We start from the raw sequence: 15,174 nt of genomic DNA, 5'->3' as shown, positions 1-15,174 counted from the left end.
CGTCGCTCCGTCCGCGCCGCCCTCAAGCGTCAGGCCACCGGCACGGCGGGGGCGATGAAACGGCTGGGGTCACCGCCCTGGATGCCGCCGAGGGAGGCGGCGATCCCGTCGTGAGGAACGCCGGGCTGCACCGCGCTGACCTCGGACAGCCGGGCGAACTGTTCGGGGGCCAGCCGGACGTCGAGAGCACCCAGGTAGCTGTCGAGCTGGGTGAGGCTGCGCGGCCCGATGATCGGGACGAGGGAGGTCGCCGCCCGGGCGGCGCGCTCGCGTACCCAGGCCACCGACACCTGCGCGGGCGTCACGCCGCTCTCCTCGGCGATCGCCAGGACGGTGTCGACGACGGCCGTCTTCTGGCCGGTGCTCTCGGTGTGGATGACTGCCCCCAGATCGCTCAGCCGGCCGTCGCTGCTGTGGCGGTACTTTCCGGTGAGCAGTCCGCCACCGAGCGGGGACCACAGGGCGGCGCCGAGGCCCAGGCTCTCGGCCATCGGCAGCAGCTCGCGGTCCGCGGTCCGTTCGACCAGGCTGTACTCGTTCTGGATTCCCACGAGGGGCGCCCAGTTCCGCAGTTCCGCGAGCGTCACCGCGCGCGAGACGCGCCAGGCGGGGAAGTTGGACAGGCCGATGTGGTGGATCTTGCCGGAGCTCACCAGGTCATCCAGCCCGCGCAGGATCTCCTCCATGGGGGTGAGCTCGTCGGGGAAGTGCACCCACAGCAGGTCGATGCAGTCCGTTCCCAGGCGCCTCAGGCTCGCCTCCACTGAGGTGGCCATGGCCTTGCGGCTGTTGCCCGTCGTGGAGATGCCCGGCTGCGGCGCGGCCCCGAGGGTGAACTTGGTGGACAGGACGAAGTGGTCCCGGTCCGCGGAGACGAACTTCCCCGTCAGCTCTTCCGACTCGCCGAACTGGTAGGTGTCCGCGGTGTCGAGGAAGTTGCCGCCGGCTTCGGCGAACCGGTCGAAGATCCGGCGCGCCTCCTCAGGCTCGGCGCCGGCACCCCAGCCGGTGCCGAAGTTCGCCGTGCCGAGCGCGTACTCGGACACGCGCAGTCCCGTCCGGCGGCCGAAGGTCGTGTAACGCATCAGGTGTCCTTACTCGAGAATCAACAGAAGGGGAGAGGGAAGTGCCGCGGCGGCGGGTGCGCTCACGCCGCGTTCGGCGAAGCGGCCAGGCTCTGCTTGACGTACCGGGTGCTGTCGTCGGCGAGGATCTCGGGCAGGCCCGTCGCAATGCCGTGCAGGGCCTGGGCGGCGACATCGGCGGGATCGGCCTTCTGGTCGGCGGGAACCCCCGTGGCCATGTCGGTGTCCATGTATCCGACGTGCAGCGCCGAGACGGTGATGCCCCGCGGCGCGAGCTCCTCCCGGGCCGCACCGGTCAGCGCCCACGCCGCGGCCTTCGCCGCCGCATAGGAGCCCAGGCCCGCCGGGTGCAGCCACGACAGCACCGACAGGACGTTGAGGACGGCGCCGCCGCCGTTGCCCTCGATGACCGGGGCGAAGGCCCGCGTCACGGCGAGCGGACCGAAGAAGTTCGTCTCCATCTCCAGACGCACCGCGTCCAGGCCGCCCGCGATCAGCGGGGTGGCGGTGGAAATGCCGGCGTTGTTCACCAGCAGCGTCGCGTCGGACGCGGTGCGGGCAGCGGCCCGGATCGACTCCTGGTCCGTCACGTCCAGCCGCAGCGGGATGACGCCGCGCAGGTCCACCGTCTCGGGGTGGCGGGCCGCCGCGTACACCTTCGCTCCGCGTTCCACGAGCTGTGCGGCCAGATGGCGGCCCAGTCCCCGATTGGCTCCGGTGACCACGGCGACCGCGTCCTTCAGTTCCATGTGCGCTCCCAGCGTTGCGGCGACCCGGACGGTCGGGCCGGTTCAATTAGATTACGTTCCAAATCTAAACCGGAGCTAGGATAGATGCCAATCGACATCTAAATGGGAGGTGCCCGATGGGCCGCGTATCGCAGGCGCAAGCACAGGAGAACCGCAAGCGGGTCGTGGAAACCGCCTCACGGCTCTTCCGCGAGCAGGGCACACACGTCAGCGTCGCCGACCTCATGAAAGCGGCCGGCCTGACCCACGGCGGCTTCTACAAGCAGTTCGCCTCCAAGGAGGCCCTCATCGACGAAGCCACCACCCACGCTTTCGAGGAGCTCACCCGGCGCCGCGATGTCGGACTCGAGCAGCACGCCGGGCAGCGCGAGGCCGCCCAGAAAGCCCTCATCGGCATCTACCTCTCCACTGAGCACCGCGACGACGTGGCAGAGGGCTGCCCCACCGCCGCGCTGGCCGCCGACATGGCGCGCGAACCAGGAGCACGCGACGCCCACCGCGCCTACACCGAAGGAGTGAGCGACTTCGCCGAGTGGCTCGCCACGGAGGACCAGGACGGCATCACCCGGCTGTGCACCATGGTCGGAGCACTCGTCCTGGCCCGCGCAACCAAGAGCTCCCCACTCTCCGAGCAGATCCTCACCACCGCGCGCGCAGCCCTGAGGCCGGCCGGATGAGTGCGGTCAGGCTGGGGGCTTGGTTCGAGGCCTGGGGTGAAGGTCGTTTCCCCTCCGCTCGAAGGCTTGCGTCGGTATCTGCTGAGGGAGAAGGGGAGCGGCTGGGGGATGTCGCCTGTGGTGGTCGTCCGGAGGGCGGCGTAGTGAGCAGGGAGAGCGGCCACGCGCAGGGTGCCGACGCGTTCACCGAGAGTCCGCGACAGCGTGACGGGCACGCTGATGCCGGAGGAGTCATCCATGTAGCCGAGGACGCGTCCAGTACCAGGGCGCCACCGCCGACAGCGCTTGGGCTACAGCGGCCTCCAAGGGCCGCTGGTGTCGATCGCGACAGCCTCTGCCCAGGGCGGCTCCTGCTCGGCCATGGCGGTGGCTACGCCGAGGTCGGCGTCGGACGGTCCGGCGGTCCGGGTGTCGAGGCGGGCCGCCGTCATGTCGTACGGGACCTGGCAGTGCAGGGCCACGAGGTCGGCGCTCGTTCGCTCGGCCACGAGCCGGGCTGCTTCGCGCTGTCTCCCGTCCGACCAGGAGGCATCCAGAACCACGGATTCGCCACGGGTGAGCAGGGTGGACGCGCGCTCGAGCAGGGTGACGCCCAAGCGGTCGGCCAGCGCGCCGGAGAGCGTGGATTTGCCGCTGCCGGGGAGTCCTCCCACGAGCGTGAGGCCGATGACGGAGGCGCGCAGGTGACGCAGAGTCGTCGTGATGAGGTGCTGTGCGGCGGGGGCGGCGCCGGGCGCACCTTGGCGTGCTTGGATCAAGGCCACCTTGGCGCGGACGAAGGCGCGGTAGGCGACGTAGTGGTGGCCCAGTGAGGGGGGTGAGGTGTCGCCGGAGTACTCGATCTAGCGGGCGAGGAAGAATGCCGCGGCTTCCGGTGCGTCGAGCTCCCGCGAGTGAGGCAGCCGCTGGCGAGTGCTGCGGCTGGGCTGGACAGCATGGTGCGGAGGTCGGCCCACACGGGACTGTCGGGGGGCCAAGGCTTTTGGGGAGTGTGCGGTGGAGTCATTCCGATGTCGCGGATCACGGATCGCTGCTGAGCGGTCTGGGTGAGTGAGTTCCAGATGGCGGTGGCGATCCGGGTTCCGCAGCAGCGAGCGCCGGGCGCGGAGCACGCTGAGGTGTGCCGAGAGGGCCGCGCCTGCGGCGGTGATCTTCGCTTACCGGCTGTTGAGAGTGCCGTGTGACACCGGCGGGGACCATTCGGCGACCAGTGGACTCGACCGGTCTGGGCGCACCTTGACCCGGTCGGGAAGAACCGCGGCAACTCCCGCAACGGCAGTCGGGCAGCACGTCGCCCCGATCGTCTGTCCGACGGGCGCGTCCTCGAGGGCAACGAGGGTTAGCAGGACAACTGCGCTCTAAGAGTAGGCACCGGCAGCGGCGGGCAGGGCTTGTTCGGCCCAGATGACCTTGCCTTCCGGTGTGTATCGGGTGCCCCAGTGCTCGCTGAGCTGGGCCACCAGGAACAGCCCGCGGCCTCCCTCGTCCGTGGTGGCGGCGTACCGCAGATGCGGGGCGGTACTGCTGCCGTCCCACACCTCGCAGGTGAGAGTGCGATCGCGCAACAGGCGAACGCGAACCGGCGCGGCGGCGTACCTTATGGCGTTGGTGATGAGCTCGCTGAGGATCAGTTCTGTGGTGAAGGCGAGTTCCTCCAGGCCCCACTCCTCGAGCTGCTCGGCCGCGAGGCCGCGCACGGCGCCGACCTCGCTCGGGTCGAACGGTACATCCCACTCTGCGACCCGGCCGGGGCCCAGAGTCCGTGTCCGGGCGATGAGCAGCGCGATGTCGTCGGCCGGCCGGGCGGGGAGCAGGGCGTCGAGTACGGCGCGGAGGCTGACCTGCGGGTCTCGGGCGGGGTGGCTCAGCGCCGTGCGCAGCCTTTCCAAGCCCTCTGAAATGTCCCGGCTCCGCTCCTCGACCAGCCCGTCGGTGTACAGGACGAGCTGACTGCCTTCCGCCAGGTGCAGTTCCATGGTCTCGAACGGCATGCCCCCCAGCCCCAGCGGCGGGCCGGCCGGCAGTTCCGAGATCGTCGTCGTGCCGTCCGGGGCGACCACGAGCGGTGGCATGTGTCCTGCCCGTGCCATGGCGCAGTTCTGGGAGACCGGGTCGTAGACGGCGTACAGGCAGGTCGCGCCCATGACACCGCCTTCCGAGGGCGCGCTGTCGCCTTCCTGGTCCATGCGCTGGACGAGGTTGTCGAGACGGGCGAGGAGTTCGTCGGGCGGAAGGTCCAAGGAGGAGAAGTTGTGCACGGCCGTGCGCAGCCGCCCCATGGTGGCCGCGGCGTGCAGGCCGTGCCCGACGACGTCTCCGACGACGAGCCCGACGCGGCTGCCCGGCAGCGGGATCACGTCGAACCAGTCCCCGCCCACTCCGGACTGGGCGGGCTGGTAGAAGTGAGCGACGTCCACCGCGCTCTGCTCGGGCAGGTCCCGCGGCAGCAGGCTGCGCTGGAGCGTCACGGCGAGATGGTGTTCGCGGGTGTAGCGGCGGGCGTTGTCCATGGTGACCGCGGCTCGGCCGACAAGTTCCTCGGCCAGGGACAGGTCGTCCTCGTCGAACGGTTCCGGCTTCTGAGACCGCCAGAAGTTGACGATCCCGAGCACGACACCTCTGGCCTTCAGCGGAGCCGCGATGAGCGAGTGGATGCCGTAGTCGACGATCCGGGACGTCCGCAGCGGGTCCTGGGCGTGCCAGCCCGGGGCGTCGTGGAGATCGGGTACGAGTTCGGTCGTGCCCGTACCGTAGCCACGGGCCTGCGGTGTGGACGGCAGGAAGTCGATCAGTGCGCCGAGCGGGTACAGCGGGTGATCGGATCGGATGCCGCTGACCGCCGTGCGCCGCATGTCGGCGCCCGGGCCGGGCTCGTCGCCCTTCAGTACCGAGTCGGCCAGGTCGACCGTGACGAAGTCCGCGAACTGGGGAACGGCGACGTCGGCCAGTTCCTTCGAGGTGCGGACCACATCGAGGGTGGTGCCGATGTCACCGCCCGCGTCGTACAGCAGCTTGAGCCGCTTGCGAGCCGTCTCCGCCCGGCTGCTCAGGAGCTGCATCTCGGTGGAGTCGCGGATGGTGACCGCCGAGCCCTGCGGGAGCGTGGGCCGCTGATTGACCACGAGCAGCCGGTCCCCGGCCTCCAGCACCTCGTCGGTGGCCACCCGGCCGGACAGCAGCAGTTCCGCCATGCGGCGATCCATGCCGACCTCGTCGACGGGGCGCCCTTCGGCGCCGTCCGGCAGGCCGAGCAGCCGTCCCGCCTCGTCGTTCGCCAGGAGTAGTCGTCCTTCGCCGTCCGTGATCAGCACCCCTTCGCGGACGGAGTGGAGCACCGCGTCGTGGTGCTCGTACATGCGGGTCATCTCCTGCGTGCCGAGCCCGTGGGTCTGGCGGCGCACTCTTCGGCTGATCAGCGCCGTGCCGACGGTGGCCAGAGCCAGACCGATGGCGATGGCCAGGAGGATGACCGGAAGCTGACGGTCGGCGATGCCGGTCACGCTCGCCACCGTCAGACCTGCCGAGACCAGGGCGACGACTTCACCCTGGGGCGAAGTGACCGGGACGATCGCCTGGATCTCCTTACCGAGCGGCCCCTCGACACTCTCGGTGTACACCTCGCCGGCGAGTGAGGGCTCGATCGTGCCGACGAACCGCTCGCCGATGCGGTCGGGCTGGGGGTGGCTGTAGCGGATGCCGTTCGTGTCCATCACCACGATGAAGTCCACGCCTGCGTCCTTGCGCGTCTCCTCGGTGAGCGGCTGCAGGATCGCGGACGGGTCCGGCGACCTCAGCGCCTCCTGCAGGCCCAGGGAGTTCGCGAAAGTCTGAGCCACGGAGACCGACCGGTTGCGCGCTTCACGGTCGATGTCGTACCGCGACTGCAGCAGTAGAGCCAGGAGGGCGCCGGCGGCGAGCAGCACCACGATCGCCACCTGAAGGACGAAGACCTGTCCGGCGACGCTTCCGAATCTTCTGCCTAGTTTCGACCGCACCGGTACGCCGGGTACGAGAGACGAGACGGGCTCACAACCCCAGTTGTAACACCTCTCCGAGGCCAGGGCTCCTGATGTTCACGGTACGCATCCGGACAACCACACGTGGTTCCCGGCGCTGTGGGCCACGGGGATGGACGTCGATCCATGACGGCATGATCAGCCCGGTGCCCAGGTGACCTGACAGAAGGACGCTTTCGCGGGCGGCGCGTTGGACAGCGGCGGCGTCATCGGTGCGCAGCTCGGCGACGAACGCTGTCCGAGTTGCGCTGATCGGGCAGGCCAGGGGCGATCGCCCACGACCGCTACCCGAGCGACCCGCGTGAGGACAGCAGGAAGCCCGGCCCCCGGATGCCGGGGGCCGGGCCGGATTCACCGGTTCGGATGTGCGCCGGGTCTCAGCTCACCTGGATCGAGACGTCGTCCAGGACGAACGAGGTCTGCAGGGACTGGTCCTCCACCGACGTGAAATCGAGGGTGACGGTCTGGCCGGCGAAGGACGAGAGGTCGTACGACTTCTCGACGTAGCCCGCGGTCGCGTCCAGGTTGGAGTAGGACGCCAGCTGCTGGCCGCCCACCTTGACCGTGGCCATGTCGTAGGCGACGCTCTCGGTCTCGTCCGTGTCGATGTGGACGAAGAACGAGAGCCGGTACGAGGTGCAGCCCGAGGGGATGGACACGGACTGCGCGGCGTTCTCGGTGTAGCTGGAACCCCTACCGCCCAGCCACGCCTTGTAGCTGCCCGCGTGCGAGGCCTGCCGCGCGTCGTTGGTGATCACGCCCGCGCTCGCGCTCCACGGGCTGCCGCCGTTCTCGAAGCCGCCGTTGACCACGAGCTGGCGCGGCGTGCAGGAGCCGCCGCCGCCCGTGACGGTCAGCGTGTACGTGGTGGTGTGGCTGACGGTGCCCGAGCCGGTGACCGTCAGGGTGTAGGTGCCGGGCGTGGTGCTCGTGCCGACCTGGACGGACAGGGCCGAGGAGCTGCCGGACTGGACGGACGTCGGGCTGAGCGTGGCGGTCACGCCGGCCGGCGCGCCGGAGACGGAGAGACCCACGGTCTGGGCGGCGCCGCTCACGGTGGCGGTGTTCACCGTCGCCGAGACGGACCCGCCGGGGGCCGTGCTGCCCGCGGACGGGCTCACGCCGACGGAGAAGTCCTGCGCCGGGGCGGTGCCGCCGACGGCCTGCTTCCAGACGGCGTAGGCGACCCCGTCGGCGCTGCGGTTCAGCACCGTCGCGTTGATGTTGCTCGTGGTGTCACAGGCGCTGTGGTAGCAGGAGTCGTAGGCGGTGTTGGCGGAGCCGCCCCACTTCTGCGCCTGCGCCGCGGTCTTGCGGGCGCTCGCGCCGGCCGCGTATCCGGAGGTCGGGATGCCGCCCTGCTGGAAGGAGTAGTCGTCGCTGCGGCCCTGGCCCTCGGTGTTCTCCTCGGGCGCCAGGTTCAGGGAGGTCCAGTACGCCTTGAGGGGCGCGGCGGCGGTGGAGTTGAGGTTGTTGATGAAGTAGCCGCCGTTGGTGGAGCCGACCATGTCGAAGTTGTAGTACGCCTTGATGGTCGTGCGCTGTGCGGCGGTGAGCCGGTTGACGTAGAACGCGGAGCCGTTGAGGCCCTGCTCCTCGTCGGTCCACCAGGCGAAGCGCACGTGCTTGGTCATCGTCGGGTTCTTCTGGGCGAGGGCGAGGGCGTTCTCCAGCAGGGTCGCGGAGCCCGAGCCGTTGTCGTTGATGCCGGGGCCCGCCGAGACGCCGTCCAGGTGCGCGCCGAACATCACGACCTGGTCGGCGGGGCCGCCCGGCCAGTCGGCGATCAGGTTGTTCGACGGGTAGGTGCAGGAGGTGCAGTTCTGCTCGGTCACCGTGTATCCGGCGGCCTGCAGCTTGCCCTTCACGTAGGCCAGCGACTGGGTGTAGCCGGCGCTGCCCGCACGGCGGTTGCCGCCGTTCTGGCTCGCGATGGTGTTGAACTGGGTCAGGTGTGCCTGCACGTTGGCGACGTTGATGTCCGGCGGGTCGTTGCCGGGCTGGGTTCCGCCGACGTTGAGCGTGTAGTCGGTGGTGTGCGACAGCGTGGAGCCCTGGCCCTTGACGACGACCGCGGACGTGCCGGGTGCCGCGTTGGAGGTGGCGGTCAGGGTCAGCACCGAGGACTGGCCGGACTGCACCGTGGCGGGGTTGAAGGAGGCGGTCACGCCGGCGGGCAGGCCGGTGGCGGTCAGCGTCACCGACTGCGCGGTGCCGGTCGTGACGGCGGTGCCGACGGTGGTGGTCACCGTGCCGCCCTGCTGGACCGTGCCCGACGAGGGGTTGAGCGACATCGAGAAGTCGTTGTTCTGACCGCTCGGGGTGCAGGTCGGGTCCGCCGACTGGGCGGGCACGCTGATCGCGTCCCACGCCGCCTTCGTCCTGTCGAAGAGGCCGCAGGTCGCGTCGAGCGACTTCGCGGAGCTGAGCGTCGCCGTGCGGTACTTCTTGTAGCTCATGCTGCTGGTCTTGAGCAGCATGCCACCGTAGAAGATCTTGCCGGCGGTCTGTATCCCCACGCCCGTCAGGGTGCTCTGGTTACAGGTGCTGCTGCTGGGCTTGCCGCCGCCGGGGTTGGTGCCCTCGGACAGCAGGTAGAACCAGTGGTTCAGCGGACCTGCGGCGGCGTGCACCTCGGTGCCGGGGATCGCCGAGCTGTAGCAGGCCGGGTCGTTGTTGACGGCGGGCGGGTTGTACATGTTGCGGATCGGGCCCCGCCCCTGGAGGTTGATGACCTCGCCCACCAGGTAGTCGGGGACGTCGTAGGGGGCCGGCTGGTTGATGTACGCCTCGGTCAGCGCACCGAAGATGTCACCGGTGCCCTCGCCGAGCCCGGCCTCCTGACCGCTGGTGCCGCCGGGGGTGTTGGTGTCGATGGCGTGCCCGTACTCGTGGGCCACCACGTCCACGCCGGCTATCCACTCGTTGGCGCTGTTGCGCCCGATGGTCACCGAGCTGCCGTCCCAGTAGGCGTTGAGGTCGCCGAGCCCGACCTTGCCGGGGAAGCTGCGGCCGTTGCCGTTGACGCCGTTGCGGCCCAGCCACTGGCTGAGCATGTCCCACTGCTTCTGCGCGGCGAACATCAGGTCGACGCAGCCGGTCTCCTTGCTCGTGGGGTTGCCGGTGCCCCAGGAGTCGGAGGACTTCGAGAAGACCGCGTTGGTGCTGTAGTCGGCGCAGCTCAGGCCGGTCCGGCTGGGATCGCGGAGGGAGTAGGTGGAGCCCGAGGCGGTGGTGTCGATGGTGACCGGGCCGGGCCCGTTCCACTTGCTGTTGCCGGTGCCCGCCACCACGTCGTCGTACTTGTCGACGACGGCACCGGTACGGGCGTCGACGAAGACGTGCAGCTTGCTGGGCGCGCTCTTGGTACGGCCGCGCAGCACGGTCTCCCAGGCCAGCACCGGCTTGTCGTCCTTGAGGCGCACGACCAGCCGGCTGCTCTCGACCTTGTCGACCGAGGCCAGCTTCTTCCGCGAGGTCGTCTCGGCCTTCTTCGCGGTGACCGACGGCCGGGTCGCCACGTCGATGCGCACGGAGGAGGCGGACTGGAGGGCGCGGATCCTGCCGGAACCGTCGGCGAGGACCACGGCGTCACCGCCGACGACCGGCAGGCCGCGGTAGCTGCGCTCGTACGACACCGAGTAGAGGTCCTTCACCCAAGGGGTGACGAGACGTCGCTCGTACTGTTCCTGGGCCGAGTTGATCAGCGTGTCGAGGCCGCTGTCGACTGCCAGGTCCGCGGCGGCGACCGCGCGGGTCACGGGGCTGTCCTTCTGGGCTGGTGCCGGCCGTGCCGCCGACGCCGTTCCGGCGAGGGTGCCGACGAGGCTCGCGGACAGCGCCATCGCTGTCACGACCGCCGTCCATCTGGTGGGCTGCAACGTCCACTCCGTTCGTGGGGGTTCGGGTGTCATCGCCGCCGAGTATGGGCGTGGACATGACGAACGGGAGTCATCCCTGCGGGCATAAGACGCGCGTTATGGCCCGTCGATGGCACCCCATGTGCCTCCGGAAAATGCCCGGTTCGGTCTGCGCGCGCATCGACAGCGCGCGATGCTCCGCCCCGCGGGCGGCATGGCCGGCGGGGCGGACGGCCGGGCGGACGGCCGGGCCATGGACGGCGGGCGGGCCATGGACGGCGGGCGGGCCGGGGTCAGAGTCGAGGACGCCGCGGCCCGGCCGGCCCGCGCACGTCAGGCCCACGGCGCACGCTCGGCGCCTGCCCGATCACACCCCTCACTTCGGCTGTGAGCCACAGGCGATGAGGATCCGGCGCCGGGGCCGCACCCCGCCGCCATCGGCGAAACGGGTCACGGTCCCGGCTCCGGGGTCCGTACCCGACGGACACCTCCCGCCACGGCGACCGCTCCGGACTTCGGCCCGTGACTGCTGGTCAGGCTCGCGGGGCGCGTGGCTCCAGCCGGAATTCGAAGCCGAGCGTGCCGGGGTCGAGTGCGGTCGCGCCGCCGTCGACGGTGAGTACCGCACCGTTCACGAACGAGGCGGCGGGGGACAGCAGCCAGGTGATGGCCTCCGCGACCTCGTGGGGCTCGCCGGGCCGCCCGGCGGGCAGGACCCGGGTCACCTCGTCGTACGCCGCTTCCAGGCCGTTGCCGTCCAGGCCCGCTTCTTCGGCGAACCGGTTCATCCGGCGGTCGGCCATGTCGGTGCGCACCCAGCTCGGACACACGGTGTTGGCGCGCAGCCCCGCGCCCCCGTAGTCGACCGCGAGTGAGCGGCACAGCTGGAGCAGCGCCGCTTTGGAGGTGGCATAGGCGGCGTTGCCAACGCCGTTGCGCAGGGCGGACACCGAGGCCACCGCGACCACCGCGCCGCGGGCGTCGAGCAGGTGCGGGAGCGCGGCGCGCAGCAGCAGGAACGGACCGGTGAGGTTGGTCCGCATGACCTCGTCCCAGTCCTCCGGGGTCACCTCTCCCACCCCGCCGCCACGGCCGATGCCGGCGTTGAGCACCAGACCGTCGAGCCGCCCGTACGTGCCGACCACCGTCTCGACGAGCGAGGCCACCGCGGCGGGGTCCCCGATGTCCGACGGTACGGGCAGGGCGCCGGTCTCCTCCGCGACCAGCCGCAGCGGCTCGGGGCGGCGCCCGGACACCGCCACCTTGTGGCCCGCCCGGGCCAATGACTGCGCGGTCGCGGCACCGATCCCCGTTCCGCCCCCGGTCACCAGGTACACGCGCTCGTCCGCCATGTCCGCCGCCTCTCCCGTGTCTCGTCCGTCGTCCGCCCTTCGGTGATCTTAGGCACGCGACGCTCCGGGGCCGGGCGGCCTGCCGCGTCTGCCACGAACAGTGGATCTTCCGGGCCGCCGTGGGCGCGTCGCTGGCGCGACCGCCCCGAGTTCTGCGCAAGTCGGTCCATGGCCAATATGTCGACAGCATCCCCTCGCGGGGTGGGCAGGGTCTGGCTGTGGGGCCGCGGCTGGTGGGTACCGGCCGCCGCCACGGTCGCCCTGCTGGTGATGGGCGAGATCTCCCAACTGCTTGAGACACTCTCCACCCAGGCCCACTTCTCGTACGGGGCGGGAGCCCTCACCGGCTTCCCTGGCTTCCTCCCCACCGACCCCACGGGGCGGATCGACGCGATCACGGCCTGGTACGACTGGGCGGACACGTCCCGCCCGGACGCCGCGGACAGGGCCGCCCACCTCACCGGGTGGCTCGGCACCCACCTCGCGCTCGACTTCTTCGTCTTCGCGCCCGCCTACACCTACGGGCTGTACCTGCTGTTGCACCGCATCCGACGCTTCCGCGACGAGCGGGCAACACCTGGGGTCGTCCCCTGCTCGGCCGGGCAGATCAGCCTCCTGGTCGCCTTGGTTCTCCTCGCCGACCTGGCCGAGACGGCCACCACGGCCGGGCTCGTCGCGGCGGGTGCCGCGGGCGACGGCGGACTGGTTCCTTGGGCGTGGGCCGTCACGGTGCTGTCCTGGCTGAAGTGGGTGCTCCTCGGGGTCACCGTGTTCCTGGCCGTGGCCGTCCTCGTGGTCGACATCCTGCCCGTCAGCCTCACCCGGTGGTTCATCCGGTGGAGGTGCGGCATCTCCTCCCCGTCGCGCGCCTGGACGCGTCACCGGGTCCAACTGGTCGCCCTGGCCTTCCTGGCGGCCTTGGTCGTCCTGCCCGGCGGCGGGCCCCTGGAGCAGTTCCCCGACATCGAGCGGGCCTGGGTGCACAGGGACGGCTGGTTCCGGCTCGGGGACCTGCTCGGTCCGGTGGTCACCCTGCTCGCGCTGTCCGTCGCGGTCTGGGTCGCGGGGCGATGGGCGCTCCTCGACGGAGCACCGCTCACGCGCCGCAAGGCCCACGGCCCTCTGACGCCGTTGCTGATCTGCGGGGCGACGCTGCTCGCCGTCTGCCTGTTCTGGCCGGTCTGGTCCGCGCAGCCCTGGGAGCAGAAGTTCGGCGGCGCGGCGATCCCCCTCGTCGCGCTCGCGATCGGCGCCGCGGGCCTGTTGGTGAGGGGGGCCGACCCGGAACCCGGCGCCGTGCGGTCACCGACCTCGAACCGGGGCCGGATCGAGGGGATCGGACGCGCGCTCGCGGTTGTTCCCCTTCTGATCGCCGGGCTCGGCCTGGTCCGGGCCTTCGCCAGGCCCGTCCTGCTCGGCTCGCTCGTCGAGGGCCACGGCTACACCGCCGGCGTATGGTTCTGGTTCCTCGCGGGTCTCGTTCTCGCCCTGATCGTCCCGCCGGTCCTCCACACACTGCTGCGACGGTGCGACGTGCTGCTGTTCGGAACGGCGGAACCCGCCACCCGGAGCGAGACGCTCCTTCGCCGGCGGGCGCCGCTGTGGACCGGTGCCGGCCTTCTCGTCGTCACCGCCGTCATCGGCGGCTTCACCGCCGCGGACCCGCTGGTCTGGGGATCCCGGCTGCGCACTCTCGGCGTCCTCGCTCTCTTCCTCACCACGGTCGTCCTGGCATGCGCCGGATTCGTCTTCCTCGCCGAGGCGCGCATGCCCTACCGGGCCTTCCGCGCCCTGCGTTTTCGCTTCACCCCGATCTGGCTGCCCGTCCTGGCCGTCCTCGCCGCCCAGTCCCTGCTCGACAGCACGGGCGTCTACCACGCCGTACGACTCAAGGACCCCCGGCTGCCCGCACCGCCCCAGGCCTTCTCCTCCCGCGCCGAGTTCGAGGACTGGTACGGACGGGCCGCGGACTGCCGCGACACACTGCCCACGGCCGACCGGGGCAACGCGATCCCCATGCTCCTCGTGGCGGCGGCGGGCGGTGGCATCCGGGCCGCCTACTGGACCAGCTCCGGCATGGACCGGCTCGCCGACGCGTCACCCTGTGCCGCCGCCTCGACCTTCGGCCTCAGTGGCGTCTCCGGCGGCAGCCTCGGCCTCGCCGCGCACACCCTCGACCGGCGCACGCCCGCCTTCGGCGCGGAAGCGGCCCCCGGCACCGAATCCGGCCGGGCGATCGTCCGCCGGCTCGCCGACGAGGACGCCCTCGCCGCGAACATCGCCGCCATGCTCTACCGGGACGGCACCCACGCCCTCCACGGCATGAACCGCATGCTCGACCAGGTGGTCGGCGACCGCGCCTCCGTCTTCGAACGCGCATGGGAACAGTCCTGGGCCGGCCAGGGCAACGCCTGGGAAGAGGACTACCTCACCCTCACCAGACACGCGCCGCACCCACGGGGCCCGGCGGGAGGAACCGGCCCGGTCCTCATCATGAACGGTACGGACGTGCGCTCCGGCTGTCGCATCGCGGTCTCGGCCCACCGGACGACCGGCGGACCGGCCGGCAACGGCGCACCGCGATGCCAGAAGGCCGTGGTGTCCCGCCCCGACGTCGCCCCCCAGTTCACCACCGCGACCGTCGACGCCGTGGACTACACCGGCAGCGCGGACTGCCGCACCCGTGACGCGGGGCTCCGCATGTCCACGGCCGCCCACCTCTCGGCCCGCTTCGCCTACGTCTCGCCCAGCGGCACGATGTACCGCTGCGTGCCCCGTACGGGCAAGGGCGGCACCGAGGCCAAGGCGGTCTCCTCCATTGACGGCGGCTATCTGGAGAGCAGCGGGATCGCCGCGCTCCTGGAGCTCTGGGCCGCCGTCGAGCCCGCCGTCGCGGCGCACAACCGGCGCGTCGGAACCCCCGAGGGCACCGGCACACAGTACGTCGTTCCCCTCCTCGTCTTCCTCGACAACCACTACTCCGTCCAGGCTCCCGAGCCGGAACTCGTCCCCCTGGACGAACTGGTCGTCCCCCTTGCCGGCAGGAAGGCCGCCGAAGTCGCCGCCCGTACGACCACCCTGCAGCAGGCGGCGCTCATGCGGTTCTCCGAACCCCTGCCGGGCCTCGACCGCGGAGCGAAGGTCGCGGCCGGCGGACAGCCGCCCACGGACGTCCGCACCTTCCTCGTCAGCCCGCGCTCCCAGCCGGCGGTGACAGCGCCACTGGGCTGGGTCCTCTCCGACCTGACCATGTCCTCGATGGACTGCCAGCTGGACGCGACGGCCACCGCATGCCGCTTGCAGCGCGCGGACAGCGACGTGGCGTCCGACGCCACGTCGCTGTCGGCGGGAGATCTCTCCGCCGCACGCCGGCTGCTCTCCGGGCCACTCCACGTCACCGTCCCCGGTCCCTGACCGCGACGGCTGACTCGGCCG

The 15,174-nt window shown here is 71.0% G+C and carries 7 protein-coding genes and 1 pseudogene; 2 read left to right on the top strand and 6 right to left on the bottom strand.

Annotation, left to right across the window (positions count from 1 at the left end):
• Positions 1-29: 29 nt before the first annotated feature.
• Positions 30-1,085 (bottom strand): aldo/keto reductase, encoded by a 1,056-nt coding sequence (locus tag ACH4MY_RS18135; RefSeq protein WP_398004111.1) that lies wholly within the window; start codon positions 1,083-1,085, stop codon positions 30-32.
• Between the two features lie 62 nt (positions 1,086-1,147).
• On the bottom strand, positions 1,148-1,834 hold the full coding sequence (locus ACH4MY_RS18130; RefSeq protein WP_398004109.1) for an SDR family oxidoreductase: 687 nt from the start codon (positions 1,832-1,834) through the stop codon (positions 1,148-1,150).
• 116 nt (positions 1,835-1,950) lie between these two features.
• Between ACH4MY_RS18130 and ACH4MY_RS18125 the strand changes: the two genes are divergently transcribed.
• Positions 1,951-2,511: a TetR/AcrR family transcriptional regulator gene (locus ACH4MY_RS18125; RefSeq protein WP_398004108.1), complete on the top strand. Its 561-nt coding sequence runs from the start codon at positions 1,951-1,953 to the stop codon at positions 2,509-2,511.
• A gap of 231 nt (positions 2,512-2,742) precedes the next feature.
• Here ACH4MY_RS18125 and ACH4MY_RS18120 read toward each other — a convergent pair.
• The 4 genes and pseudogenes from ACH4MY_RS18120 to ACH4MY_RS18105 form a co-directional block, all read right to left on the bottom strand.
• Positions 2,743-3,398, bottom strand: a pseudogene (locus ACH4MY_RS18120) (AAA family ATPase); the annotation flags it as partial.
• Positions 3,399-3,869: 471 nt separating this feature from the next.
• Complete coding sequence (locus ACH4MY_RS18115) at positions 3,870-6,446, bottom strand: SpoIIE family protein phosphatase (protein WP_398004106.1); 2,577 nt, start codon at positions 6,444-6,446, stop codon at positions 3,870-3,872.
• Positions 6,447-6,904: 458 nt separating this feature from the next.
• Positions 6,905-10,372, bottom strand: a complete 3,468-nt coding sequence (locus ACH4MY_RS18110; RefSeq protein WP_398004624.1) for a M28 family peptidase — start codon at positions 10,370-10,372, stop codon at positions 6,905-6,907.
• A 548-nt stretch (positions 10,373-10,920) separates the two neighbouring features.
• Positions 10,921-11,739 (bottom strand): SDR family NAD(P)-dependent oxidoreductase, encoded by an 819-nt coding sequence (locus ACH4MY_RS18105; protein ID WP_398004104.1) that lies wholly within the window; start codon positions 11,737-11,739, stop codon positions 10,921-10,923.
• A 177-nt stretch (positions 11,740-11,916) separates the two neighbouring features.
• On the opposite strand from ACH4MY_RS18105, the gene ACH4MY_RS18100 reads away from it, so the two are divergent.
• The gene (locus ACH4MY_RS18100) at positions 11,917-15,153 is read left to right on the top strand and encodes a hypothetical protein (RefSeq protein ID WP_398004102.1); all 3,237 of its coding nucleotides are present in this window, start codon (positions 11,917-11,919) and stop codon (positions 15,151-15,153) included.
• The last annotated feature ends 21 nt before the right edge of the window (positions 15,154-15,174 follow it).

The organism is Streptomyces sp. NPDC017246, from assembly GCF_044331325.1.
Classification (GTDB): domain Bacteria; phylum Actinomycetota; class Actinomycetes; order Streptomycetales; family Streptomycetaceae; genus Streptomyces.
This window is presented reverse-complemented; position numbering and strand designations above follow the sequence as displayed.

Excerpts from the sequence above, each read along its gene's own strand:
- ACH4MY_RS18100 (WP_398004102.1), top strand. The coding sequence starts at position 11,917 with ATGTCGACAGCATCCCCTCGCGGGGTGGGCAGGGTCTGGCTGTGGGGC.
- ACH4MY_RS18130 (WP_398004109.1), bottom strand. The coding sequence starts at position 1,834 with ATGGAACTGAAGGACGCGGTCGCCGTGGTCACCGGAGCCAATCGGGGA.
- ACH4MY_RS18135 (WP_398004111.1), bottom strand. The coding sequence starts at position 1,085 with ATGCGTTACACGACCTTCGGCCGCCGGACGGGACTGCGCGTGTCCGAG.
- ACH4MY_RS18105 (WP_398004104.1), bottom strand. The coding sequence starts at position 11,739 with ATGGCGGACGAGCGCGTGTACCTGGTGACCGGGGGCGGAACGGGGATC.
- ACH4MY_RS18110 (WP_398004624.1), bottom strand. The coding sequence starts at position 10,372 with ATGGCGCTGTCCGCGAGCCTCGTCGGCACCCTCGCCGGAACGGCGTCG.
- ACH4MY_RS18125 (WP_398004108.1), top strand. The coding sequence starts at position 1,951 with ATGGGCCGCGTATCGCAGGCGCAAGCACAGGAGAACCGCAAGCGGGTC.